Here is a 21,272-nt window from a genome sequence, read left to right as displayed (position 1 = left end):
TGTCCAAGGAAAAGTTCGAGCGTAAGAAGCCGCATGTGAATGTGGGTACGATTGGTCATGTGGACCATGGGAAAACGACGCTGACGGCGGCGATGACGGCGGTGCTGGGCAAGAAGTACGGTAGTGAAGCCCGTGCATTTGACCAGATCGACAACGCGCCGGAAGAGAAGGCCCGCGGTATTACGATTGCGACCGCGCACGTCGAGTACGAATCCGACCTTCGTCACTATGCGCACGTTGATTGCCCCGGTCACGCGGACTACGTGAAGAACATGATCACGGGTGCGGCGCAGATGGATGGCGCGATCCTGGTGGTGTCGGCGGCCGATGGCCCGATGCCGCAGACCCGCGAGCACATCCTGCTGGCGCGTCAGGTCGGTGTTCCGTACATCGTGGTGTTCCTGAACAAGGCCGACATGGTCGATGATCCGGAGCTACTGGAGCTGGTCGAGATGGAAGTACGCGACCTGCTGTCCTCGTACGACTTCCCGGGTGACGACACCCCGGTCATCACCGGTTCCGCGCTGAAGGCGCTGGAAGGTGACGAGAGCGAAGTGGGCGCCCCGGCGATTTACAAGCTGGTCGAAGCGATGGACACCTGGATTCCGGAGCCGGAGCGTGCCGTGGACGGCGCGTACCTGATGCCGGTGGAAGACGTGTTCTCGATCTCCGGTCGCGGCACCGTGGTGACCGGTCGTATCGAGCGCGGCGTGGTGAAGGTCGGCGAAGAGATCGAGATCGTCGGCATTCGCGACACGCAGAAGACCACCGTCACCGGTGTCGAGATGTTCCGCAAGCTGCTGGATCAGGGCGAAGCGGGCGACAACGTCGGCATCCTGCTGCGCGGCACCAAGCGTGACGACGTTCAGCGTGGTCAGGTGCTGTGCAAGCCGGGTTCGATTACCCCGCACACGCACTTCGAGGCCGAGGTGTACATCCTGGGCAAGGAAGAGGGCGGTCGTCACACGCCGTTCTTCAACGGTTACCGTCCGCAGTTCTACTTCCGCACGACGGACGTGACGGGCTCGGTGGAGCTTCCGGAAGGCACCGAGATGGTGATGCCGGGTGACAACGTGAAGATGACGGTGTCCCTGATCAATCCGATCGCGATGGAGGACGGTCTGCGCTTTGCGATCCGCGAAGGCGGCCGCACTGTGGGCGCCGGCGTCGTCTCCAAGATTATTGAGTGAACCAGATGGCTAACCAGCGCATTCGAATTCGTCTGAAGGCCTTTGATCATCGACTGATCGACCGTTCCGCGGCCGAGATCGTCGAGACTGCGAAGCGGACCGGCGCCCGAGTCAAGGGACCGATCCCCCTGCCGACCAAGAGCGAGGCGTATACCGTCCTGGTTTCGCCGCACGTCAACAAGGACGCGCGGGACCAGTACGAGCTGCGCACGCACAAGCGACTGATGGATATCCTCGATCCGACCGACAAGACCGTGGATGCCCTGATGAAGCTGGATCTGGCTGCAGGCGTAAATGTTCAGATCAGGCTTAACTAACGTTAAATTTTCTGCCATACTATTGGGCTTTCCGTGGCCCGGCGGAATTTTCGCCGGGCCACGGCTTTAGGGCGCTTGTTAGCGCCGTCTGATACGGAAGGGGTTTTGTAATGGCTCTTGGACTCATCGGTCGCAAGCTCGGCATGTCGCGCGTCTTTACGGACGATGGCGTCTCTGTGCCGGTTACGGTGCTACAGGTGGACAACAATCGCGTGGTCCAGATCAAGCGCACCGAAGGCGACGGCTACAACGCGGTCCAGGTGACGGCGGGCTCGCGCAAGCCGTCCCGGGTAAGCAAGCCGGAGGCTGGGCACTACGCCGCGGCGTCGGTGGAGCCCGGGCGCGGTCTGTGGGAGTTTCGCGTCGACGAGACCGACCTCGAAGGCCTGGCTGCCGGTGATGCAATCACCGTCGACCGGTTCGAGGAGGGGCAGATCGTGGATGTGACCGCTCAGAGCAAGGGCAAGGGCTTCCAGGGTGCCGTGAAGCGTCACAACTTCCGCACCCAGGACGCGACCCATGGCAACTCGCTGGCGCATCGCGCTCCGGGCTCCATCGGTCAGAACCAAAGCCCGGGCCGTGTGTTCAAGGGCAAGAAGATGGCCGGGCACATGGGCGCCGAGCGTAAAACCATCCAGAACCTCAAGGTGGTGCGCGTCGACGCTGATCGCAGCCTGGTCCTGGTTCAGGGTGCCGTGCCGGGCGCGCCGAGTACCGACGTGATGATTCGTCCGGCCGTGAAGGCGAAGGGTTAAAACAATGCAAGTTACGACTGCCGATACCGGGGCCAGCGTGGAGCTGTCCGCCACCTGCTTTGAGCGGGATTTCAATGAACCGCTGGTGCATCAGAGCGTCGTCGCTCAGCTGGCCGGCGCCCGCAGCGGGACCCGTGCCCAGAAGACCCGGGCCCAGGTCAGTGGCGGCGGCATCAAGCCGTTCCGCCAGAAAGGTACTGGGCGCGCTCGCGCTGGTACGATTCGCAGCCCGCTGTGGACGGGTGGCGGCAAGGTGTTCGCTGCGCGCACTCAGGATTTCTCGCAGAAGCTGAACAAGAAGATGTACCGCGCCGCTATGGCGTCGATCCTTTCCGAACTGCTGCGGCAGGATCGCCTGAAAGTGGTCGCTGCATTCTCCGTCGAGTCGGGCAAGACCCGTGACGGTATTGCCAAGCTCGGCGAGCTTGGCCTGGAGCGGGGGCTGGTGGTGCTGGCCGAGGATGACGCGATGACCGAACGTGCGTTGAGCAACGTCCCGCACGTGGATGTGATCGATGTGAGCGGTGTCAATCCCGCCAACCTGGTCGGGGCCGATACGGTCGTGATTACGGAAGGCGCCATCCGCAAGCTTGAGGAGTGGCTGGCATGAATTCGCGTCTGATGCAGATTATTCAGGGTCCGGTGGTGTCGGAGAAGTCGACCAACGCCGGCGAAGTGGGGCAATACGTGTTCCGTGTGCTGCCGGATGCGGACAAGGCCGAGATCAAGGCCGCGATCGAGAAGCTGTTCGAGGTTCGGGTGGAGCACGTGCGCACATTGAACCAGCAGGGCAAGAACAAGCGCTTCGGTCGCATGTTCGGGCGTCGCAACCACTGGAAAAAGGCCTATGTGGCCCTCGCTGAAGGCGAGAGCATCGACATGGGTGAAGGAGAACAGGTCTAGTCATGGCGATTATCAAGACCAATCCGACCTCTGCCGGGCGCCGTCACGCGGTGAAGATCCGTGGCGACGGTCTGCACAAGGGCGCGCCGCACGCGGCGCTGCTCGAAAAGCAGACTCGCTCGGGCGGCCGCAACAACGCTGGTCGCATTACTACGCGGCACGTCGGTGGTGGCCACAAGCAGCGCTACCGCATCGTGGACTTCAAGCGGAACAAGGACGGCGTGCCCGGCAAGGTCGAGCGGCTGGAGTATGATCCGAACCGCAGCGCTCATTTGGCGTTAGTACTGTACTCTGACGGCGAACGCCGGTACATTATTGCGCCCCGCGGGCTGAAACAGGGTGATGCCGTGACTAGCGGCTCGCAGGCCCCGATTCGCGTGGGTAACGCGATGCCGCTGCGCTCCATTCCGGTGGGCACGGTGATTCACTGCATCGAGATGAAGCCGGGGAAGGGCGCGCAGATTGCGCGGTCCGCCGGTGCCTCGGCCCAGGTCGTGGCACGTGAAGGCGCGCACGCGACGATTCGCCTGCGCTCCGGTGAGATGCGCCGCATCCAGTCCGAGTGCCGGGCCACGATCGGCGAAGTCGGTCACAGCGAGCACAGCCTCAAGAAATTCGGGAAGGCCGGTGCCAAACGCTGGATGGGTGTCCGCCCAACCGTGCGTGGTACTGCGATGAACCCGGTCGACCACCCGCATGGTGGTGGTGAAGGTCGCAACTTCGGGCGTCACCCGGTGACCCCGTGGGGCCGCCCGACCAAGGGTTACAAGACCCGCAACAACAAACGTACCGACGGCATGATCGTGCGTCGGCGCAAGAAGTAACGGAGTGCCAGCATGCCGCGTTCACTGAAGAAAGGCCCGTTCGTCGACCATCACCTTCGCAAGAAGGTGGATGAGGCGCTCGAGAAGAACGATCGGCGTCCGATCAAGACCTGGTCGCGCCGCTCGATGATCATCCCGCAGATGGTGGGTCTCACCCTCGCGGTACACAACGGGCGTCAGCATATTCCGGTGCTGGTCAACGAAAACATGGTCGGCCACAAGCTGGGCGAGTTTGCGTTGACGCGGACCTTCAAGGGTCACATCGCCAACAAGAAGTCGCGCTGAGGACGAACGATGGAGACGATTGCAAAACTGCGCTACGCGCGCATCTCGCCGCAGAAGACGCGGCTGGTCGCCGACCAGGTTCGTGGCATGCGGGTGGAAGAGGCTCTGAACGAGTTGACTTTCAGCCCCAAAAAGCCGGCAGCGATTGTAAAAAAGGTGCTGGAGTCCGCGATTGCCAATGCGGAGAACAATGACGGTGCAGACATCGACGAGCTGCGCATCTCGCGCATCCAGATCGACGAAGGCCCGGTTCTCAAGCGCATGCAGGCGCGAGCCAAGGGTCGCGGCAACCGCATCATGAAGCGCACCAGCCACATTGTAGTGGGCGTGAGCGAGAAGGGAGCGAACTAACCATGGGTCAGAAAGTACATCCAACCGGCATCCGGCTGGGCATTTCTCGCCCGTGGTCGGCGACCTGGTACGCGGACGGTCGCGAGTTTGGTGAAACGCTGAACAACGACATCAAGCTGCGCACGTTTCTGCAGAAGAAACTTGCCCACGCGTCGGTCAGCCGAATCACCATCGAGCGTCCCGCCAAGGCCGCGCACATCACGATTCACACGGCCCGTCCGGGGATTGTGATCGGGAAGAAGGGCGAGGACATCGAGAAGCTGCGCCGCGAAGTGGCAGCCGAGACGGGTCTGGAGCAGGGCAACGTCAAGATCAATATCGAAGAGGTGCGCAAGCCCGAGATCGAAGCCCAGCTGGTCGCGGAAGGCATCGCCCAGCAGCTTGAACGCCGCATTATGTTCCGTCGTGCGATGAAGCGCGCCGTGGGTAACGCGATGCGCCTGGGTGCCCAGGGCATCAAGGTGCACGTGGCCGGTCGCCTCAATGGCGCCGAGATCGCGCGTTCCGAGTGGTACCGCGAAGGCCGCGTACCGCTGCACACCCTGCGTGCGGACATCGATTACGGTTTCGCCGAGGCGCGTACGACCTACGGGATCATCGGCGTCAAGGTGTGGATCTTCAAGGGCGAAGTTTTCGGCCTGGAACCGGTCGAAGGGACGCGCGCTGCGGCCAACGCGAGCTAGGACATAGACCATGTTGCAGCCAAAAAGAACCAAATTCCGCAAGCAGTTCAAGGGCCGGAACCGGGGCATGGCCTCCACCGGCGCCAAGGTCAGCTTCGGCGAGTACGGCCTTCAGGCCGTGGAACGCGGTCGCATTACCGCGCGCCAGATCGAGGCGGCGCGGCGTGCGATGGTGCGTCACATCAAGCGTGGCGGGAAGATCTGGATCCGGGTGTTCCCGGACGTCCCGGTCACCAAGAAGCCGCTTGAAGTGCGCATGGGCAAGGGCAAGGGCGGTGTCGAGTACTGGGTCTGCAAGATCCAGCCCGGCCGCGTGCTCTACGAGATGGAAGGTGTGCATGAAGACGTTGCGCGTGAGGCAATGCGTCTGGCCGCCGCCAAGCTCCCGGTCAAGACGGTGTTTACCCGTCGGCAGGTGATGTGATGAAAGCAGAAGAGCTCAGAAAGAAGTCGGACGGCGATCTGGACCAGGAGCTGGAAGCGCTCTACAAGGAACAGTTCGGCCTTCGCATGCAGAAGTCGGTCGGGCAGCTTGCGCGCCCGGATCGTGTCGGCAAGGTGCGGCGCGAGATCGCGCAGATCAAGACGCTGATGAATGAACGTAGAAGGGCAGGTTAAGACAATGACCGAAGAAGGTTCCAGGACTCAGCGTTCCGTCGTCGGGCGCGTGATTAGCGACAAGACGGACAAGACCCGCACGGTTCTTGTCGAGCGTCGCGTCCGTCATCCGCTGTACGGGAAGTTCATTCGTCGCAGCACGAAACTGCACGTCCATGACGAAGAGAATGTCTCGCGCATGGGCGATCGGGTTCGTATCCGTGAATGCCGGCCGATTTCCAAGCAGAAGCATCATGCCCTGATCGAAGTGGTCGGGCAGGACGCTCTCTGAATTGGCTGCCAGGAGATAAGTCATGATTCAAATGCAGACCGTGCTCGAGGCCGCCGATAACAGCGGTGCCCGACGCATCCAGTGCATAAAGGTGCTGGGCGGGTCGCACCGCCGGTACGCCCGGGTGGGCGACGTCATCAAGGTGAGCGTCAAGGATGCGATCCCGCGTGGCAAGGTGAAGAAGGGCGATGTCTATGACGCCGTCGTGGTGCGCACGGCCGCGGGTGTGCGCCGTGCGGATGGATCGCTGATCCGTTTCGACCGCAACGCCGCGGTCCTGCTGAACAACCAGCACCAGCCGATCGGCACCCGTATCTTCGGGCCGGTGACGCGTGAACTGCGAGGGGAGAAGTACATGAAGATTATCTCCCTCGCCCCGGAAGTGCTGTGAGGACGTGATGAACAAGATTCGCAAAGGCGACGATGTCGTCGTGATTTCTGGCAAGGACAAGGGTCGCCGGGGCACCATTATCAAGGTCCTCGATGGCAAGGTTCTGGTTCAGAACATCAACATGGTGAAGAAGCATCAGAAGCCGAACCCGCAACAGGGCGTCGGCGGTGGGATCATCGAGAAGGAAATGCCGATCGATGTGTCCAACGTGATGGTCTTCAACCCAGCAACCGACAAGGGTGATCGCGTGTCGTTCAAGACCCTGGAAGACGGCCGTAAGGTGCGGGTCTTCCGCTCGAACGGCGAAGTCGTGGACGCATAACGCGGGACGGACGGTTTTATGGAACGCTTGAGAGAAGAATACGAATCCACGGTGAAGCAGGCCCTGCGCGAGCAGTTTAGCTATGCCAACGTGATGGAAATCCCGCGTGTCACCAAGGTGACCCTGAATATGGGTCTGGGTGATGCCGTTGCGGACAAGAAGGTGATCGAGCACGCGGTCAGCGACATGACGGCCATTGCCGGGCAGAAGCCGGTGGTGACCAAGGCGCGCAAGTCGATCGCCGGGTTCAAGATCCGCGATGACTATCCGATCGGCTGCAAGGTAACCTTGCGCCGGCGGCAGATGTACGAGTTCCTGGATCGCCTGATCAGCGTAGCGCTGCCGCGCGTGCGGGACTTCCGCGGGTTTTCCGCGAAAGCCTTCGATGGCCGTGGCAACTACAGCATGGGCATCAAGGAACAGATCATCTTCCCGGAGATCGATTACGACCGTGTCGACAAATTGCGCGGCATGGACATCACGATTACCACCAGTGCAAGAACGGACGCGGAAGCCAAGGCCCTTTTGGAGGCCTTCCGATTCCCGTTCCGGCAGTAACCGAGGTAGGCGCACATGGCAAAGACATCGATGCTCGAACGCGAGAAAAAGCGCGAGCGACTGGTCAACAAGTACGCGGCCAAGCGGGCCGAACTGAAGGCGATCCTGGTCGATGAGACCAAGTCGTCCGAAGAACGCCTGGCGGCCATGCATGCGCTGCAAAAGCTGCCGCGTGATTCGGCGCGCGTTCGGCAGACGAACCGCTGCGGCGTCACTGGTCGGCCGAAAGGTTATTACCGCCGGTTCGGCCTGGGGCGCAACAAGCTGCGCGAACACGCCATGAAGGGCGAGATTCCGGGCCTGCGCAAGGCGAGCTGGTAAGGAGATTTGAACCGATGATGACCGATCCGATTTCCGACATGCTCACCCGTGTTCGCAACGCCCAGCGTGCGAACAAGGAGCAGGTCGCCATTCCTTTCAGCAAGGCCAAGGAGCGTATCCTTAAGGTCTTCGCCGATGAGGGTTTCGTAGGCGACATCCAGGTCGAGGGCGAAGTTGCCCAGAAGAAACTGGTGGTGAAGCTGAAGTACTTCGAGGGACGGCCGGTCATCGAGACGGTCGAGCGGATCTCGCGTCCGGGCCTGCGGATTTATCGCGGCAAGGACGAGCTGCCGCGGATTAACGCCGGTCTCGGGGTCGCCGTGGTCTCCACGCCACAGGGTGTCATGAGTGACCGCGCTGCCCGGGCCGCAGGCCAGGGCGGCGAAGTCCTCTGCAAGATTTACTGAGGAATCAGCCATGTCGCGCATTGCAAATCTGCCGATCAAGCTGCCGAACGGCGTCTCCGTCGAGCAGTCGGACAGCGAGATCAAGATCAAGGGTCCGAAGGGCGAGCTTCAGCTCACCTGCCCCGAAGCCGTGATCGTTACCGTCGAGGACGGGGTGGTTCGAGTGAAGGCCACGGAGAACGCGAAGAACGTCGCGTTGGCGGGTACTATTCGGGCACTCTTGGGCAATCATGTCCACGGGGTGAGCGAAGGGTTCGTTCGGGCGCTGGAGTTGGTCGGCGTCGGCTATCGCGCCCAAATGCAGGGCGCGAAGCTGAACCTGACGCTCGGGTACTCGCATCCGATCGACTTCGACATTCCGGAAGGCGTGACGGTGGAGACGCCGACCCCGACCGAGGTCGTGGTCAAGGGAACGGATCGCCAGAAGGTGGGCCAGGTGGCAGCGAATATTCGCGCCTTCCGCCCGCCGGAGCCCTACAAGGGCAAGGGCGTGAAGTACAAAGACGAGCGCATCGTGCGCAAAGAAGCCAAGAAGAAGTAGGTAGGCACCAGTGGACAAGAAAGAGGCCAGACTTAAGAGGGCGCGGCGCGCACGGTTCAAGATCCGTGAGCTGGGGGTGCATCGTCTCTGTATCCACCGTACGCCGCGCCACATGTACGCGCAGATCATTGCCCCCTCGGGCGACGCGGTGCTTGCCGCGGCGTCGACCGTGGAAAAGGATCTGAAGGATGCCGGGGGTTCCAACGGCAACGCCGAGGCCGCTGCCCGCGTGGGCCAGGCCATCGCGGAGCGTGCGCGCAAAGCCGGGATCGAACAGGTCGCGTTTGACCGCGCGGGTTTTCGTTATCACGGACGGGTGAAGGCACTTGCCGACGCCGCCCGTGAAAGCGGCCTGCAGTTCTAGTCAAACGCGATCGAGCGGAGAGAGAAATGGCACGTAACGATGTAAGCGAAGCGCAGGACGGCCTCCAGGAAAAGCTGATTGGCGTCAACCGCGTTGCGAAGGTGGTCAAGGGCGGCCGGCAGTTCCGGTTTGCAGCACTGACCGTCGTCGGTGATGGCGAGGGACGAGTCGGCTACGGATATGCGAAGGCGCGCGAGGTGCCGGCGGCGATTCAGAAGGCAATGCAGCAGGCGCGCATGGAAATGCGCAATGTGTCGCTGAATGAAGGCACGCTGCACTATGCGGTGAACGGGCATCATGGCGCGGCCAATGTCTACATGCAGCCGGCCTCTGAGGGTACCGGGATCATCGCTGGTGGCGCGATGCGCGCAGTGCTCGAAGTAGCGGGCGTGCGTAACGTGCTGGCCAAGTGTGTCGGTTCGCGTAACCCCATCAACGTCGTGCAGGCGACCATCGACGGGCTCACCATGGTGAACTCGCCGGAACGGGTTGCGGCCAAGCGCGGCAAGTCCGTCGACGAAGTGAAGAGCTAAGCCATGAGCAAGCTGAAACTGACACTGGTACGCAGCACCGCCGGCCGTATCGCCACGCACAAGGCGTGCGTGCGTGGACTCGGGCTGCGCAAGACCCACAGCAGCGCGATCATTGAGGCCACGCCCGAGAACCTGGGCATGGTCAAGAAGATCTCGTACCTGCTGAAGGTAGAGGAAGTCTAATCATGCGACTGAATAACATTTCCAGCCCCGACGGTGCCCGCAAGCCGGCCAAGCGCGTCGGTCGGGGAATTGGCTCCGGTCTGGGCAAGACCGGCGGCCGCGGCCACAAGGGCCAGAAGTCTCGCTCGGGTGGTTACACGAAGGTCGGCTTCGAAGGCGGCCAGATGCCGCTGCAGCGTCGCCTGCCCAAGGTTGGCTTCCGCTCGCGCAAGCAACAGTATTCTGCCGAAGTGCGTCTCAGCGAACTGGCCAAGGTCGATGGCGACGTGACCCTGGACACCCTGAAGGCTGCAGGCGTCGTGCGCAGCGACGCGCAGAGCGCCAAGATCTTTGCCTCCGGCGAAGTCTCGAAGGCCTGTGCCGTGAAGGGCGTGGGCGTCACCAAGGGCGCGCGGGCGGCGATCGAAGCCGCTGGCGGGAGCGTTGAGGCCTAAATAATGGCACGTGGAGCGACAGCACGTTCCGGTGGCGGGCTCACCGGTTTTACCGAGTTACGCCAACGCCTGCTGTTCGTTCTGGGTGCCCTGGTGGTGTACCGGATCGGTACATTCATTCCGGTGCCCGGTATCAACCCGGTGGCCGTCTCGCAGTTCTTCGAACAGCAAAGCGGGACCATCCTGGACATGTTCAACATGTTTTCCGGGGGGGCGCTGGAGCGCCTGTCGATCTTCGCCCTGGGGGTGATGCCGTACATCTCGGCCGCCATCATCATGCAGCTTCTGGCCGCGACCGTTCCGGCGCTCCAGCAGTTGAAGAAAGAGGGCGAACAGGGACGGCGCAAGATTACGCAGTACACGCGCTACGGGACCGTGGCGCTCGCGCTGTTCCAGAGTATCGGGATCGGGATTGCCTTGAATGGTCAGACCATCCAGGGGATGCCGATGGCCCTGAACCCGGGCCCGATCTTCATCTTCACCGTTGTGGTCTCGCTGGTGACGGGGACGCTGTTCCTGATGTGGCTGGGTGAACAGATTACGGAACGCGGCATTGGGAACGGGATCTCGATCATCATCTTCGCCGGTATCGTCGCAGGGCTCCCGGGTGCGATTGGCGGAACCCTGGAGCTGGCCCGTACCGGTGAACTGGCCGCGGCATTCGTGGTGATTCTGATCGTCCTGGCCCTGGCGGTGACTGCCTTCGTGGTGTTCGTCGAGCGCGGGCAACGCCGAGTGACGATCAATTACGCCAAGCGCCAGGTGGGCAGGAAGATGGTCGGTGGCCAGTCCTCGCACCTGCCGCTGAAGCTGAACATGGCCGGGGTGATCCCGCCGATCTTCGCGTCGAGTATCATTCTGTTCCCGTCGACGTTGGGGCAGTGGTTCGGCCAGGCTGAAGGGATGGACTGGCTGCGCGAGATCTCGACGACGCTGGCCCCGGGACAGCCGCTGTACGTGATGTTCTATGCGGCCGCGATTATTTTCTTCTGCTTCTTCTATACCGCGCTGGTGTTCAACTCACGCGATACGGCGGAAAATCTGAAGAAGCAGGGCGCCTTCATTCCGGGGATCCGGCCAGGTGTCCAGACCGAAAGATTCATTGACGGGGTCATGACGCGACTGACGGCGGTGGGGGCGGTGTACATCACCGCAGTGTGCCTGCTGCCGGAGTTCCTGATCCTGTATTGGAACGTGCCCTTCTACTTTGGCGGGACCTCGCTTCTGATCATCGTGATCGTGGTGATGGATTTCATGGCGCAGTTGCAGTCGCATCTGGTGTCCCACCAGTACGAAGGCTTGATGAAGAAAGCGAATCTGAAGGGTTTCGGCGGGACCGGGATCCGCTAGACCAGGAGAAAGACCATGAAGGTACGTGCATCTGTAAAGCCGATGTGCCGGAACTGCAAAGTCATTCGGCGTAATGGCGTGGTCCGGGTGATCTGTTCCGACGCCCGCCACAAGCAGCGTCAGGGCTGAAGCTTGGCGTAACGCATAATCATTGCTACTATAGCCGGCTTTGCCGGATTTTGATGGAGAAGTTGGATGGCTCGCGTCGCTGGAATCAATATTCCTGACCAGAAGCACACGGTAATCGCGCTGACCGCGATCTATGGCATTGGCCCGACTCGGGCCGGCCTGATCTGCGATGGGGCGGGTGTGCGTCGGGACATCAAGGTGCGGGATCTGACGGATGCCGAAGTGGATGCTCTGCGCGCCCAGATCGACAAGATCCCCGTGGAAGGGGATCTGCGCCGGGAAGTCAGCATGAACATCAAGCGATTGATGGATCTGGGCTGCTACCGAGGCGTGCGCCACCGTCGCGGCCTGCCGCTGCGCGGTCAGCAGACGCAGACGAATGCACGCACCCGAAAGGGCCCGCGTCGCCCGATTCGCAAGTAATCAGACTGGGATCTCAGGTACATGGCACAAGCGCAAACACGGACCAAGAAAAAGGTCCGCAAAAATATCGCCGAGGGCGTGGCTCATGTGTACGCCACGTTCAACAACACGATCATCACGATCACCGACCGGCAGGGGAACACGATCAGCTGGGCCACCTCCGGTGGTTCGGGCTTCCGTGGTTCCCGCAAGTCGACGCCGTTCGCCGCGCAGATCGCGGCCGAGCGCGCCGGGACGACTGCGGCCGAACACGGCGTGAAGAATCTCGACGTGATGGTGCGGGGCCCGGGTCCGGGTCGCGAGTCGGCGGTACGTGCGCTGAACAATGCCGGGTTCAAGATCACGAATATCAGTGATGTAACCCCGATCCCTCACAACGGCTGCCGGCCGCCCAAGAAACGCCGCGTTTAAGGCTGGAGTTGAAGAATGGCTCGTTACATTGGACCGAAATGCAAGTTGAGTCGCCGTGAAGGCGTGGACCTGGGCCTGAAGAGTGGGGTCCGTGCGCTGGAAACAAAGTGCAAGCTCGACAAGCCGCCGGGTCAGCACGGTGAACGCCGTACTCGCCTGTCGGACTACGCCGTGCAGCTGCGCGAGAAGCAGAAGCTTCGCCGCATCTATGGCGTGCTGGAAAAGCAGTTCCGCAACTATTACAAGAAGGCCGCTCAGCGCAAGGGCTCGACGGGTGAGAACCTGCTGAAGCTGCTGGAAGGTCGTCTGGATAACGTGGTGTATCGCATGGGCTTCGGGTCGACCCGCTCCGAAGCGCGTCAGCTGGTGGCGCATCGCGCGATTCAGGTGAACGGGCAGGTGGTCAACATCGCGGCCTACCAGGTGCAGCCGTCCGACGTGGTTACGGTCCGGGAGAAGGCGCGCAAGCAGGTGCGCATCCAGGACTCGATGACGCTGGCCGAGCAGACCGGGTTCCCGAGCTGGATCGAAGTCGACACCAGCAAGTTCGAGGGTACGTTCAAGGCGATCCCGGATCGTTCCGATCTGCCTGCGGACATCAACGAGTCGCTCGTCGTCGAGCTGTACTCGAAGTAATCGTTTTTCGGCCTGGCGCCAGGAGTCACAATGCAGTCGAACGAACTGGTCAAGAAACAGCAGATCGAGGTCGAGGCCGAGAATCGGAATCAGGCCAAGGTCGCCCTCGAGCCGCTGGAACGCGGCTTCGGCCACACCCTGGGCAATGCCCTGCGACGTGTGTTGCTGTCGTCCATCCCGGGTGCCGCCATTGTCGAGGCCCGGATTGAAGGCGTGCTGCACGAGTACACCACCATCGAAGGGGTGCAGGAAGATGTCGTCGACATCCTGCTGAACCTGAAGGGTGTTGCGCTGCGTATGCACAGCCGCGACGAGTCCACGCTGACCCTGAGGAAGAGGGGTCCGAGCGTGGTGACGGCCGGCGACATTCAGGTCGACCATGATGTCGAGGTGGTGAATCCGGAACACGTGATCGCGACGATCACCAAGAATGTGGATCTGGACATCACTCTGACGGCGCGCGCCGGTCGCGGGTACGAGCCCGTCAGCACGCGTCGGCAAGCCGAAGGTGGGGACGACACGGGTATCGGTCGGCTGTTGCTGGACGCCAGCTTCAGCCCGATTCGCCGCGTGTCCTATCGTGTCGAAAGTGCACGTCTGGCCCAGCGGACCGATATGGATCGCCTGGTGCTCGAGCTCGAAACCAATGGCGCGATCGCCCCGGATGACGCCGTGCGTCAAGCCGCGACCATCCTCCAGGGCCAGTTGGCCCCGTTTGTGGACTTGCAAGAAGAGTCGGGCGAAGTCGCGGGTGCCGTGGGTGGCGCGATCGACCCGGTGCTGCTGCGTCCGGTGGACGAGCTGGAACTGACGGTTCGCTCGGCCAACTGCCTCAAGGCCGAGAACCTGTACTACATTGGGGATCTCGTCCAGCGTACCGAGGTCGAGCTGCTGCGCGCGCCGAACCTCGGCAAGAAGTCGCTGACCGAAATCAAGGACACGCTGGCGACCCACGGGCTGTCGCTCGGCATGCGTCTCGAGAACTGGCCGCCGCCGGGTCTGCGCGACGACAACGAGTAATCACGGCGCCCCGCGCCCATCGTTTTTTAGAGGAAGCCTCTCATGCGTCATCGTCATTCCGGCCGTCAGCTTGGCCGCAACAGCTCGCACCGCAAGGCCACGTTTCAGGCCATGTCCGTGGCCCTGTTCCGGCACGAACTGATCAAGACCACGCTGCCCAAGGCGAAAGAGCTGCGTCGCGTGGCCGAACCGCTGATCACGCTGGCCAAGGAAGACAGCGTTCACGGTCGTCGGCTGGCGTTTGCCCGTCTTCGTGACAAGGAGATCGTGGGCAAGCTGTTCGCCGAACTGGGTCCGCGCTACCAGGCGCGGCCCGGTGGCTATCTGCGGATCCTGAAGTGCGGCAACCGGGCGGGTGATAATGCCCCGATGGCGTACGTTGAGCTCGTGGATCGTCCGGAACTGGATGCCGGAGAAGGCGAAGCCGCCTGAGGGTCCGTCGCCAGAGGAAAGCGCGCTCGCAGGTTGAGCGCTCGGAAAGCCGGCCTAGAGCCGGCTTTCTTGCGTTTGGGTAACCGCGAATTAAGAAAGAGAGAAGGTACGCGCGGTCTGTGGGGATGGTGCGCAGGCGCTCAGGTGTGCAGCACGTGGAGATGGAAAAGGCCGCAGGCCGTTAACCGTTGGCGGCGTGGGAAGGGCTTGCGGCGGGGAGCAGCGGTGCAAGGAACTGCCCGGTGTGGCTGTGGGCCGTGGCGGCCACCGCTTCTGGGGTGCCTGCCACGAGGAGTTCGCCGCCGCCGCTGCCGCCTTCCGGGCCGATATCGATCAGCCAGTCGGCGGTCTTGATGACGTCGAGGTTGTGCTCGATCACGACGATGGTATTGCCATGGTCGCGGAGGCGGTGGAGCACGCGCAGGAGCTGGGCGATATCCTCGAAATGCAGGCCGGTGGTCGGCTCGTCGAGGATGTAGAGCGTACGACCGGTATCGCGCTTGGAGAGCTCGCGGGCGAGCTTGATGCGCTGGGCCTCGCCACCGGAAAGGGTAGTGGCATTCTGCCCCAGCTGGATGTACGACAGGCCCACCTCCATCAGCATCTCGAGCTTGCGGTGGATCACCGGTACCGGCTGGAAGAAGTCGAGGGCCTCTTCGACGGTCATCTCCAGGACTTCGTGGATATTCTTGCCCTTGTAGCGCACGTCCAGGGTCTCGCGGTTATAGCGATGGCCCTTGCAGACGTCGCAGGGGACGAAGACGTCCGGCAGGAAGTGCATTTCCACCTTGATCACGCCATCGCCCTGGCAGGCCTCGCAGCGCCCGCCACGTACGTTGAACGAGAAGCGCCCGGGCTTGTAGCCGCGCGAACGGGCCTCGCCGGTTGCGGCAAACAGTTCGCGTATAGGCGTAAACAGGCCGGTATAGGTGGCCGGGTTGGAGCGCGGGGTACGCCCGATCGGGCTCTGGTCGATGTCGACCACTTTGTCGATCAACTCCATGCCGTCGATGCGGTCGTGATCCTCGATGTGGTGGCGCCCGCCATGGAGGGCGGTGGCGACGGCCGGGTACAGGGTGTTGTTGACCAGGGTGGACTTGCCGGAGCCGGAGACCCCGGTCACGCAGGTGAACAGCCCGGTGGGGAAGGCGAAATCACCGCCCTTCAGGTTGTTGCCACGCGCGCCGATTACGCGGATCTCGCGCTCCGGGTCGGGCTGCGTTCGCTGGTCCGGCACCGCGATGCAGCGGGTGCCGCGCAGGTATGCGCCGGTGAGGGAATCCGGATGATTCGCGACCGCCTCCGGGGTGCCCGACGCCACAATGTGGCCGCCGTGGCGACCCGCGCCGGGGCCGATGTCCACGACATAATCGGCTTGTCGGATGGCATCCTCGTCATGCTCCACCACGATGACTGTGTTGCCGAGGTCGCGCAGGTGGCTCAGGGTCTTCAGCAGGCGTGCGTTGTCGCGCTGGTGCAGCCCGATTGATGGCTCGTCGAGTATGTACATCACCCCGACCAGGGCCGAGCCGATCTGCGAGGCGAGGCGGATACGCTGGGCCTCGCCGCCGGAAAGCGTGTCGGCGGAGCGGTCCAGGGTCAGGTAGTCGAGGCCGACATCGTTGAGGAACCCCAGGCGCGCGGAGATCTCGCGCACGATCTTCTCGGCGATCTGGGCGAAGCGTCCCGGCAGGCGGAGGTCGTCGAAAAAGGCCTGCGCGTTGGCCACGCTCATGTGCGTGACCTCGGGCAGGGTCATGTCGCTGACAAAGACGTTGCGTGCGGCCGAGTTGAGGCGCGTGCCGTGGCAGTCGGGGCAGGGCTGTTCCGCCTGGTAGCGGCCCAGTTCCTCGCGCACTGCCGCGGAGTCGGTCTCGCGGTAGCGCCGCTCCAGGTTCGGGATCACACCCTCGAACACGCGTTCGTCGGTGCGCAGTTGGCCGTTGGCGGCCGGGGTCGACAGCTTGACCTTCTCCGTGCCCGAACCATGCAGGACCACCGCGCGGACCTCGGCCGGCAATTCCTGCCAAGGGGCCTCCACGTCGAAGTCGTAATGCCGGGCGAGACTGGTCAGCAGGCTGAAGTACCAGGCGTTGCGCCGATCCCAGCCCCGTACGGCCCCGCCACCAAGGCTTAGCTCGGGCTGCGACACGACCCGTTCGGGGTCGAAGAACTGGTGCACACCGAGGCCGTCGCAGGTGGGGCAGGCGCCTGCCGGGTTGTTGAACGAGAACAGCCGGGGCTCCAGCTCGCGCAGGGCATAGCCGCAAATCGGACAGGCGTAGCGCGCCGAGAAGATCATCGGCTCGCGTTCCGGCTCGTCCATCCACGCGATCAGCGCCAGGCCATCGGCCAGTTCGGTGGCGGTTTCGAAGGACTCGGCCAGGCGCTGGCGCAGGTCCTCGCGCACGCGGAAGCGGTCGATCACGATCTCGATGTTGTGCTTGCGCTTGGGGTCCAGCGCCGGCAGGGCGTCGAGGTCGTGGATCTCGCCATTGATACGCGCGCGCAGGTAGCCCTGGGAGCGCATGGCCTCGAGCATCTTGTGGTGTTCGCCCTTGCGGCCGCGGACCACCGGCGACAGCAACATGACCTTGTCGCCCTCTGGCAGATCGAGTACCTGGTCGACCATCTGCGAGATGGTCTGGGCGGCCAGGGTCTCGCCGTGTTCCGGGCAGCGCGGCTCGCCGGCGCGCGCGAACAGCAGGCGCAGGTAGTCGTAGATCTCGGTGATGGTCCCGACGGTGGAGCGCGGGTTGTGCGAGGTGCTCTTCTGCTCGATGGAGATCGCCGGCGACAGACCCTCGATCTGGTCGACGTCGGGCTTTTCCATCATCGACAGGAACTGCCGGGCGTAGGTCGACAGGCTCTCCACGTAGCGGCGCTGGCCCTCGGCGAACAGGGTGTCGAAGGCCAGCGAGGATTTGCCCGAACCGGAAACGCCGGTAATCACGATCAGCCGTTCGCGCGGCAGGTCGAGGTCCACGTTCTTCAGGTTATGGGTGCGGGCGCCGCGAATGCTGATGCTGTCCATGGGGCTGGATCGACTCCACTGGGTTACGTCGCGCGGCGCGCAAGCGAAAACACGGATCAGTGTTTCCATTGGGGCGCCGCAAACCATCCATGGTAACACCCGGGCCGCGCTCGCCATGGTTTCCCCGCCGCGCTTGCCGGTAAACTCCCCGGACATGAAGAGCTCTTCTTGCCCGCGTCGGTCCCGGACGCCATGAATCCCCGCGAGCTGCGCGCCACCACTGGTCTGGCGGCGATTTATGGCGTGCGCATGGCCGGCCTGTTCATGGTCCTGCCGGTGTTCATGCTGCATGCCGACCGTATCCCCGGCGCGACCCCGCTGCTGATGGGCCTGGCGCTCGGGATCTACGGACTCACCCAGGCCGTGCTGCAGATCCCATTCGGTCTCTTGTCGGACCGGGTCGGCCGCAAGCCGCTGATCCTCGCCGGGCTGTTGCTGTTCGTTGCTGGCAGTGTGCTGGCCGCGGTCGCCGAGACCATCCACGGCATCATCCTCGGGCGTGCCCTGCAGGGGGCGGGTGCGGTGGCAGCGGTGATCCTGGCCCTGACAGCGGACCTGGTCGGCGAGGAACGGCGCATGCGGGCGCTCGCCGTGATCGGGCTGACCATCGGCCTGACCTTCACCGCAGCGATGGCCCTGGGCCCGGTGGTGGACCAGGCGGCGGGATTGTCCGGGATCTTCGGCCTGTCGGCGCTGCTCGGGCTGGTCGCGATCGTGATCCTGTTCCTTTGGGTGCCAACCCCGGCACGGGCGCGGGCACACCCGGACATGGTGCCGGTCTGGTCGGCACTGCCCCGCGTGCTGCGCGCCCCGGACCTGTTGCGCCTGAACCTCGGCATCTTCGTGCTGCACCTGGTCCTGGCCGCGAACTTTCTGGTTATCCCGGTGCTGCTGGTGGAGACGCTCGGGCTAGCGGGTGCCAGCCACTGGAAGTTCTATGTGCCGGTGCTGCTGGCGGGGTTCGCGCTGATGCTCCCGGGGATCATCTTCGGGGAGCGCCGCCGGCGCGTGCATAGCGTGCTGCGCGGGGCGATCGCCCTGCTGGCCGGGGTGCAGATCCTGCTGGCGCTGCTGGTGCTGGACGGCGGCGGTCTGTGGACGCTGGCGGCGCTGATGGTCCTGTTCTTTGCCGCCTTCAACCTGCTTGAGGCGGGACTGCCGTCGCTGGTTGCGCGCGTGGCGCCGGTCGCCCACAAGGGCACGGCGATGGGCGGCTTTGCCACCGCGCAGTTCCTTGGGATCTTCGCCGGCGGCGTGCTGGGGGGTGTCCTGTTGACACTGGTCGGGCCGGTCGGGGTGTTCCTCGCCGGGGTGCCGTTGCTGCTGGCCTGGTGGTGGATCGCCCGCGGGATGCATCCGCGCTACCGGTCGAACCGGGTGGTTGCGGTACCCGACCACTGGTCCGGTCGTGACGCGGAACTGCTGCGGGAGCTTGCCGCATGGCCCGGTGTGCACGAGGCGGACCTGTCGCCGGATGCCGGTTCCTTGTACCTGAAGGTGGAGCCAGGAGGCCCGGACACCCCCGAGCTGACAGCCTGGTTGGCGCGCAAGCCAGGCGCGTAGAACGCGCGCAATGCCTCCCCGGCTGGCCGCGCGAATCTGTCCACATCCCGGACCGGTGCACTGTCGCGGCCGGGGTGGGCTGCTACACTATCGAATCTGTTTCTCCATGCTGGACACAAGGAGGCCCCATGGCCCGCGGCGTCAACAAAGTCATCCTGCTCGGCAACCTCGGGGCCGACCCGGAAAAGCGCGAGACCCCGAACGGGGTTACCGTCACCAATCTGCGTCTGGCGACGTCGGAGCAGTGGACCGACAAGAACTCCGGCGAGAAGCGCGAGAACACCGAATGGCACCGAGTGGTGATGTTCGGGCGTCTGGCGGACATCGCCGCGCAGTACCTGTCCAAGGGCTCGCAGGTCTATGTCGAAGGCAAGATCCAGACCCGCAAATGGCAGGACCAATCCGGTAATGATCGTTACAGCACCGAGGTCGTGGCCAACGAGATGCAGCTGATCGGCGGCCGCGGTGGCAGTGGCGGCGGTGGTGGCGGTTTCGACCAGGACCCGGGGTATGGCGGCGGCAATGCCTACGGCGGCGGTGGCCAGCAAGGCGGCAACCGCAGCAACGCGCCGGCCTCCGGCGGCGGCTTCGATGACGACGACGTCCCCTTCTAACGTCCATATAAGCCACTGTTCACCCACTAGCGAAGTACCGAGAGCATGATCCGCAAGGTCTACATCCAGACGCACGGCTGTCAGATGAACGAGTACGACTCCGATCGCATGCTCGACGCACTGCGTGAGCTGCACGGGGCGGAGCGTACCGATGATCCGGAGCAGGCCGACCTGCTGCTGATGAACACCTGCTCCATTCGCGAGAAGGCGCAGGAGAAGGTCTTCTCGCTACTGGGGCGCTGGCGGCAGATCAAGGAACGCCGGCCGGAGGTGATCATCGGTGTGGGCGGTTGTGTTGCCAGTCAGGAGGGCGATGCCCTGCGCGCCCGGGCCCCGTACGTGGATCTGGTGTTCGGCCCGCAGACCCTGCATCGCCTGCCGGCCATGATCCAGTCGGTGCGCCGTGAGCGCGCCCCGGTGGTGGATATCTCCTTCCCCGAGATCGAGAAATTCGACCGCCTGCCGGAGCCGAAGGCCGACGGTCCGAGTGCGTTCGTCTCGGTGATGGAAGGCTGCTCCAAGTACTGCAGCTTCTGCGTGGTGCCCTATACGCGCGGCGACGAGATCAGCCGCCCGTTCGACGACGTGATTGCCGAGGTGGTCGCGCTGGCCGCGCAGGGGGTCAGGGAGATCAACCTGCTGGGGCAGAACGTGAATGCCTACCGCGGGCCGATGGATGACGGCGACACCGCGGACCTGGCCCTGCTGATCCACTATGTCGCGGCAGTCGACGGGATCGAACGCATCCGCTTCACTACCTCGCACCCGGTGGAGTTCTCCGATTCGCTGATCCAGGCCTTTGCCGACGAACCGAAGCTGGTCAGTCACCTGCACCTGCCGGTGCAAAGCGGCTCCGACCGCATCCTGGCGCAGATGAAACGCGGCCACACGATCCTGGAATACAAGTCCAAGATCCGCCGCCTGCGCGAGGCGCGCCCGGACCTGGATCTCTCCTCGGACTTCATCGTCGGCTTCCCCGGCGAGACCGACGCCGACCACGCCACGACGATGAAGCTGATCGAGGAGCTGCATTTTGATTTCTCCTTCAGCTTTATCTACAGCGCGCGCCCGGGCACCCCGGCCGCATCGCTGCCGGATGACGTGCCGATGGCGACCAAGAAGGCCCGTCTGGCCGAGTTGCAGGCCCTGATCGAGCAGAACGGCCGCGCGCGAAACGAGTCCATGGTGGGCAACATCGAGCCGGTACTGGTGGAGGGTCCGGCCAAGCGCAACCCCGGCGAACTGGCCGCGCGCACGGCGAACAACCGCATCGTCAACTTCGCCGGGGACCCCGGCCTGATCGGGCAGTTGATCCCGGTCGAGATTACCGAGGCCCTGGCACATTCCCTGCGCGGGCGTACGGTGGAGCGGACAATGCCCGCTGCCGTCGGCGCCTAGGGAAACCGAAG

General features: G+C 63.5%; 33 protein-coding genes. 32 read left to right on the top strand and 1 reads right to left on the bottom strand.

Features of this window, described 5'->3' with window-relative positions; genetic code table 11:
• The 29 genes from tuf to rplQ form a co-directional block, all read left to right on the top strand.
• On the top strand, nt 1-1,190 hold a 1,190-nt coding region (tuf, locus tag G315_RS0112070; RefSeq protein WP_019612588.1), incomplete at its 5' end, for an elongation factor Tu.
• Nucleotides 1,191-1,195: 5 nt separating this feature from the next.
• Entirely contained in the window at nt 1,196-1,507 is a 312-nt protein-coding gene (gene rpsJ / locus G315_RS0112065) for a 30S ribosomal protein S10 (protein ID WP_017941070.1), read from the top strand.
• Between the two features lie 110 nt (nt 1,508-1,617).
• Nucleotides 1,618-2,262: a 50S ribosomal protein L3 gene (gene rplC, locus G315_RS0112060; RefSeq protein ID WP_018146460.1), complete on the top strand. Its 645-nt coding sequence runs from the start codon at nt 1,618-1,620 to the stop codon at nt 2,260-2,262.
• Between the two features lie 4 nt (nt 2,263-2,266).
• The gene (gene rplD, locus G315_RS0112055) at nt 2,267-2,872 is read left to right on the top strand and encodes a 50S ribosomal protein L4 (RefSeq protein WP_018146459.1); all 606 of its coding nucleotides are present in this window, start codon (nt 2,267-2,269) and stop codon (nt 2,870-2,872) included.
• Nucleotides 2,869-3,165: a 50S ribosomal protein L23 gene (gene rplW, locus G315_RS0112050; protein WP_018146458.1), complete on the top strand. Its 297-nt coding sequence runs from the start codon at nt 2,869-2,871 to the stop codon at nt 3,163-3,165. The genes rplD and rplW overlap by 4 nt, the downstream gene beginning before the upstream one ends.
• A 2-nt stretch (nt 3,166-3,167) precedes the next feature.
• A complete protein-coding gene (gene rplB / locus G315_RS0112045; RefSeq protein ID WP_018146457.1) occupies nt 3,168-3,989 on the top strand; it encodes a 50S ribosomal protein L2 in 822 nt (273 codons plus the stop codon).
• Nucleotides 3,990-4,001: 12 nt separating this feature from the next.
• Nucleotides 4,002-4,274 carry a 30S ribosomal protein S19 gene (gene rpsS, locus G315_RS0112040; protein WP_018146456.1) on the top strand — a complete coding sequence of 91 codons (273 nt, stop codon included), beginning with the start codon at nt 4,002-4,004 and terminating at the stop codon, nt 4,272-4,274.
• Nucleotides 4,275-4,283: 9 nt separating this feature from the next.
• Nucleotides 4,284-4,625 (top strand): 50S ribosomal protein L22, encoded by a 342-nt coding sequence (rplV, locus tag G315_RS0112035; protein WP_018146455.1) that lies wholly within the window; start codon nt 4,284-4,286, stop codon nt 4,623-4,625.
• Between the two features lie 2 nt (nt 4,626-4,627).
• A complete protein-coding gene (gene rpsC, locus G315_RS0112030; protein WP_018146454.1) occupies nt 4,628-5,308 on the top strand; it encodes a 30S ribosomal protein S3 in 681 nt (226 codons plus the stop codon).
• Between the two features lie 10 nt (nt 5,309-5,318).
• Complete coding sequence (rplP, locus tag G315_RS0112025; protein ID WP_017941078.1) at nt 5,319-5,732, top strand: 50S ribosomal protein L16; 414 nt, start codon at nt 5,319-5,321, stop codon at nt 5,730-5,732.
• Complete coding sequence (gene rpmC / locus G315_RS0112020) at nt 5,732-5,926, top strand: 50S ribosomal protein L29 (protein WP_018168209.1); 195 nt, start codon at nt 5,732-5,734, stop codon at nt 5,924-5,926. Before rplP ends, rpmC begins: the two co-directional genes overlap by 1 nt.
• Nucleotides 5,927-5,930: 4 nt before the next feature.
• A complete protein-coding gene (gene rpsQ / locus G315_RS0112015) occupies nt 5,931-6,197 on the top strand; it encodes a 30S ribosomal protein S17 (RefSeq protein ID WP_018146452.1) in 267 nt (88 codons plus the stop codon).
• Between the two features lie 22 nt (nt 6,198-6,219).
• Nucleotides 6,220-6,588: a 50S ribosomal protein L14 gene (gene rplN / locus G315_RS0112010; RefSeq protein WP_018146451.1), complete on the top strand. Its 369-nt coding sequence runs from the start codon at nt 6,220-6,222 to the stop codon at nt 6,586-6,588.
• 7 nt (nt 6,589-6,595) lie between these two features.
• Nucleotides 6,596-6,910, top strand: a complete 315-nt coding sequence (gene rplX / locus G315_RS0112005) for a 50S ribosomal protein L24 (protein WP_018146450.1) — start codon at nt 6,596-6,598, stop codon at nt 6,908-6,910.
• A gap of 18 nt (nt 6,911-6,928) precedes the next feature.
• On the top strand, nt 6,929-7,468 hold the full coding sequence (gene rplE / locus G315_RS0112000) for a 50S ribosomal protein L5 (RefSeq protein WP_018146449.1): 540 nt from the start codon (nt 6,929-6,931) through the stop codon (nt 7,466-7,468).
• Nucleotides 7,469-7,483: 15 nt separating this feature from the next.
• A complete protein-coding gene (gene rpsN / locus G315_RS0111995) occupies nt 7,484-7,789 on the top strand; it encodes a 30S ribosomal protein S14 (protein WP_019563614.1) in 306 nt (101 codons plus the stop codon).
• A 14-nt stretch (nt 7,790-7,803) separates the two neighbouring features.
• Nucleotides 7,804-8,196, top strand: a complete 393-nt coding sequence (gene rpsH, locus G315_RS0111990) for a 30S ribosomal protein S8 (protein WP_018146447.1) — start codon at nt 7,804-7,806, stop codon at nt 8,194-8,196.
• Between the two features lie 10 nt (nt 8,197-8,206).
• Nucleotides 8,207-8,737, top strand: a complete 531-nt coding sequence (rplF, locus tag G315_RS0111985) for a 50S ribosomal protein L6 (protein WP_018146446.1) — start codon at nt 8,207-8,209, stop codon at nt 8,735-8,737.
• A 10-nt stretch (nt 8,738-8,747) separates the two neighbouring features.
• Entirely contained in the window at nt 8,748-9,101 is a 354-nt protein-coding gene (gene rplR, locus G315_RS0111980; protein WP_018146445.1) for a 50S ribosomal protein L18, read from the top strand.
• Nucleotides 9,102-9,127: 26 nt separating this feature from the next.
• Nucleotides 9,128-9,634, top strand: a complete 507-nt coding sequence (rpsE, locus tag G315_RS0111975) for a 30S ribosomal protein S5 (protein WP_018146444.1) — start codon at nt 9,128-9,130, stop codon at nt 9,632-9,634.
• A gap of 3 nt (nt 9,635-9,637) precedes the next feature.
• Complete coding sequence (gene rpmD / locus G315_RS0111970) at nt 9,638-9,817, top strand: 50S ribosomal protein L30 (protein ID WP_019612587.1); 180 nt, start codon at nt 9,638-9,640, stop codon at nt 9,815-9,817.
• A gap of 2 nt (nt 9,818-9,819) precedes the next feature.
• Nucleotides 9,820-10,251 (top strand): 50S ribosomal protein L15, encoded by a 432-nt coding sequence (gene rplO / locus G315_RS0111965; RefSeq protein WP_018146442.1) that lies wholly within the window; start codon nt 9,820-9,822, stop codon nt 10,249-10,251.
• 3 nt (nt 10,252-10,254) lie between these two features.
• Nucleotides 10,255-11,601, top strand: a complete 1,347-nt coding sequence (secY, locus tag G315_RS0111960; RefSeq protein WP_018146441.1) for a preprotein translocase subunit SecY — start codon at nt 10,255-10,257, stop codon at nt 11,599-11,601.
• A 15-nt stretch (nt 11,602-11,616) separates the two neighbouring features.
• The gene (gene rpmJ, locus G315_RS14395) at nt 11,617-11,730 is read left to right on the top strand and encodes a 50S ribosomal protein L36 (RefSeq protein WP_077277041.1); all 114 of its coding nucleotides are present in this window, start codon (nt 11,617-11,619) and stop codon (nt 11,728-11,730) included.
• Nucleotides 11,731-11,796: 66 nt separating this feature from the next.
• The gene (gene rpsM, locus G315_RS0111955; RefSeq protein WP_018139891.1) at nt 11,797-12,153 is read left to right on the top strand and encodes a 30S ribosomal protein S13; all 357 of its coding nucleotides are present in this window, start codon (nt 11,797-11,799) and stop codon (nt 12,151-12,153) included.
• Nucleotides 12,154-12,174: 21 nt separating this feature from the next.
• Nucleotides 12,175-12,564 carry a 30S ribosomal protein S11 gene (rpsK, locus tag G315_RS0111950; RefSeq protein WP_017941093.1) on the top strand — a complete coding sequence of 130 codons (390 nt, stop codon included), beginning with the start codon at nt 12,175-12,177 and terminating at the stop codon, nt 12,562-12,564.
• Between the two features lie 15 nt (nt 12,565-12,579).
• The gene (gene rpsD, locus G315_RS0111945; protein ID WP_018146440.1) at nt 12,580-13,200 is read left to right on the top strand and encodes a 30S ribosomal protein S4; all 621 of its coding nucleotides are present in this window, start codon (nt 12,580-12,582) and stop codon (nt 13,198-13,200) included.
• A 30-nt stretch (nt 13,201-13,230) separates the two neighbouring features.
• Nucleotides 13,231-14,220 (top strand): DNA-directed RNA polymerase subunit alpha, encoded by a 990-nt coding sequence (gene rpoA, locus G315_RS0111940; RefSeq protein WP_018146439.1) that lies wholly within the window; start codon nt 13,231-13,233, stop codon nt 14,218-14,220.
• Nucleotides 14,221-14,262: 42 nt separating this feature from the next.
• Entirely contained in the window at nt 14,263-14,652 is a 390-nt protein-coding gene (rplQ, locus tag G315_RS0111935; protein ID WP_018146438.1) for a 50S ribosomal protein L17, read from the top strand.
• 181 nt (nt 14,653-14,833) lie between these two features.
• Here the strand turns inward: rplQ and uvrA are convergent, their stop codons facing one another.
• Entirely contained in the window at nt 14,834-17,686 is a 2,853-nt protein-coding gene (uvrA, locus tag G315_RS0111930) for an excinuclease ABC subunit UvrA (protein ID WP_019612586.1), read from the bottom strand.
• Nucleotides 17,687-17,878: 192 nt separating this feature from the next.
• On the opposite strand from uvrA, the gene G315_RS0111925 reads away from it, so the two are divergent.
• The 3 genes from G315_RS0111925 to miaB all read left to right on the top strand — a co-directional run bounded on the left by G315_RS0111925 (nt 17,879) and on the right by miaB (nt 21,261).
• Nucleotides 17,879-19,249 carry an MFS transporter gene (locus tag G315_RS0111925; protein WP_018146436.1) on the top strand — a complete coding sequence of 457 codons (1,371 nt, stop codon included), beginning with the start codon at nt 17,879-17,881 and terminating at the stop codon, nt 19,247-19,249.
• Between the two features lie 128 nt (nt 19,250-19,377).
• A complete protein-coding gene (ssb, locus tag G315_RS0111920; protein WP_018146435.1) occupies nt 19,378-19,863 on the top strand; it encodes a single-stranded DNA-binding protein in 486 nt (161 codons plus the stop codon).
• Nucleotides 19,864-19,908: 45 nt separating this feature from the next.
• On the top strand, nt 19,909-21,261 hold the full coding sequence (miaB, locus tag G315_RS13830; protein WP_018146434.1) for a tRNA (N6-isopentenyl adenosine(37)-C2)-methylthiotransferase MiaB: 1,353 nt from the start codon (nt 19,909-19,911) through the stop codon (nt 21,259-21,261).
• Nucleotides 21,262-21,272: the final 11 nt, after the last annotated feature.

This window comes from Thioalkalivibrio sp. AKL7, from assembly GCF_000381705.1.
GTDB classification, from domain to species: Bacteria; Pseudomonadota; Gammaproteobacteria; order Ectothiorhodospirales; family Ectothiorhodospiraceae; genus Thioalkalivibrio; species Thioalkalivibrio versutus.
The sequence above is the reverse complement of the archived record's forward strand: the minus strand, read 5'-3'. Positions and strand labels throughout refer to the sequence as shown.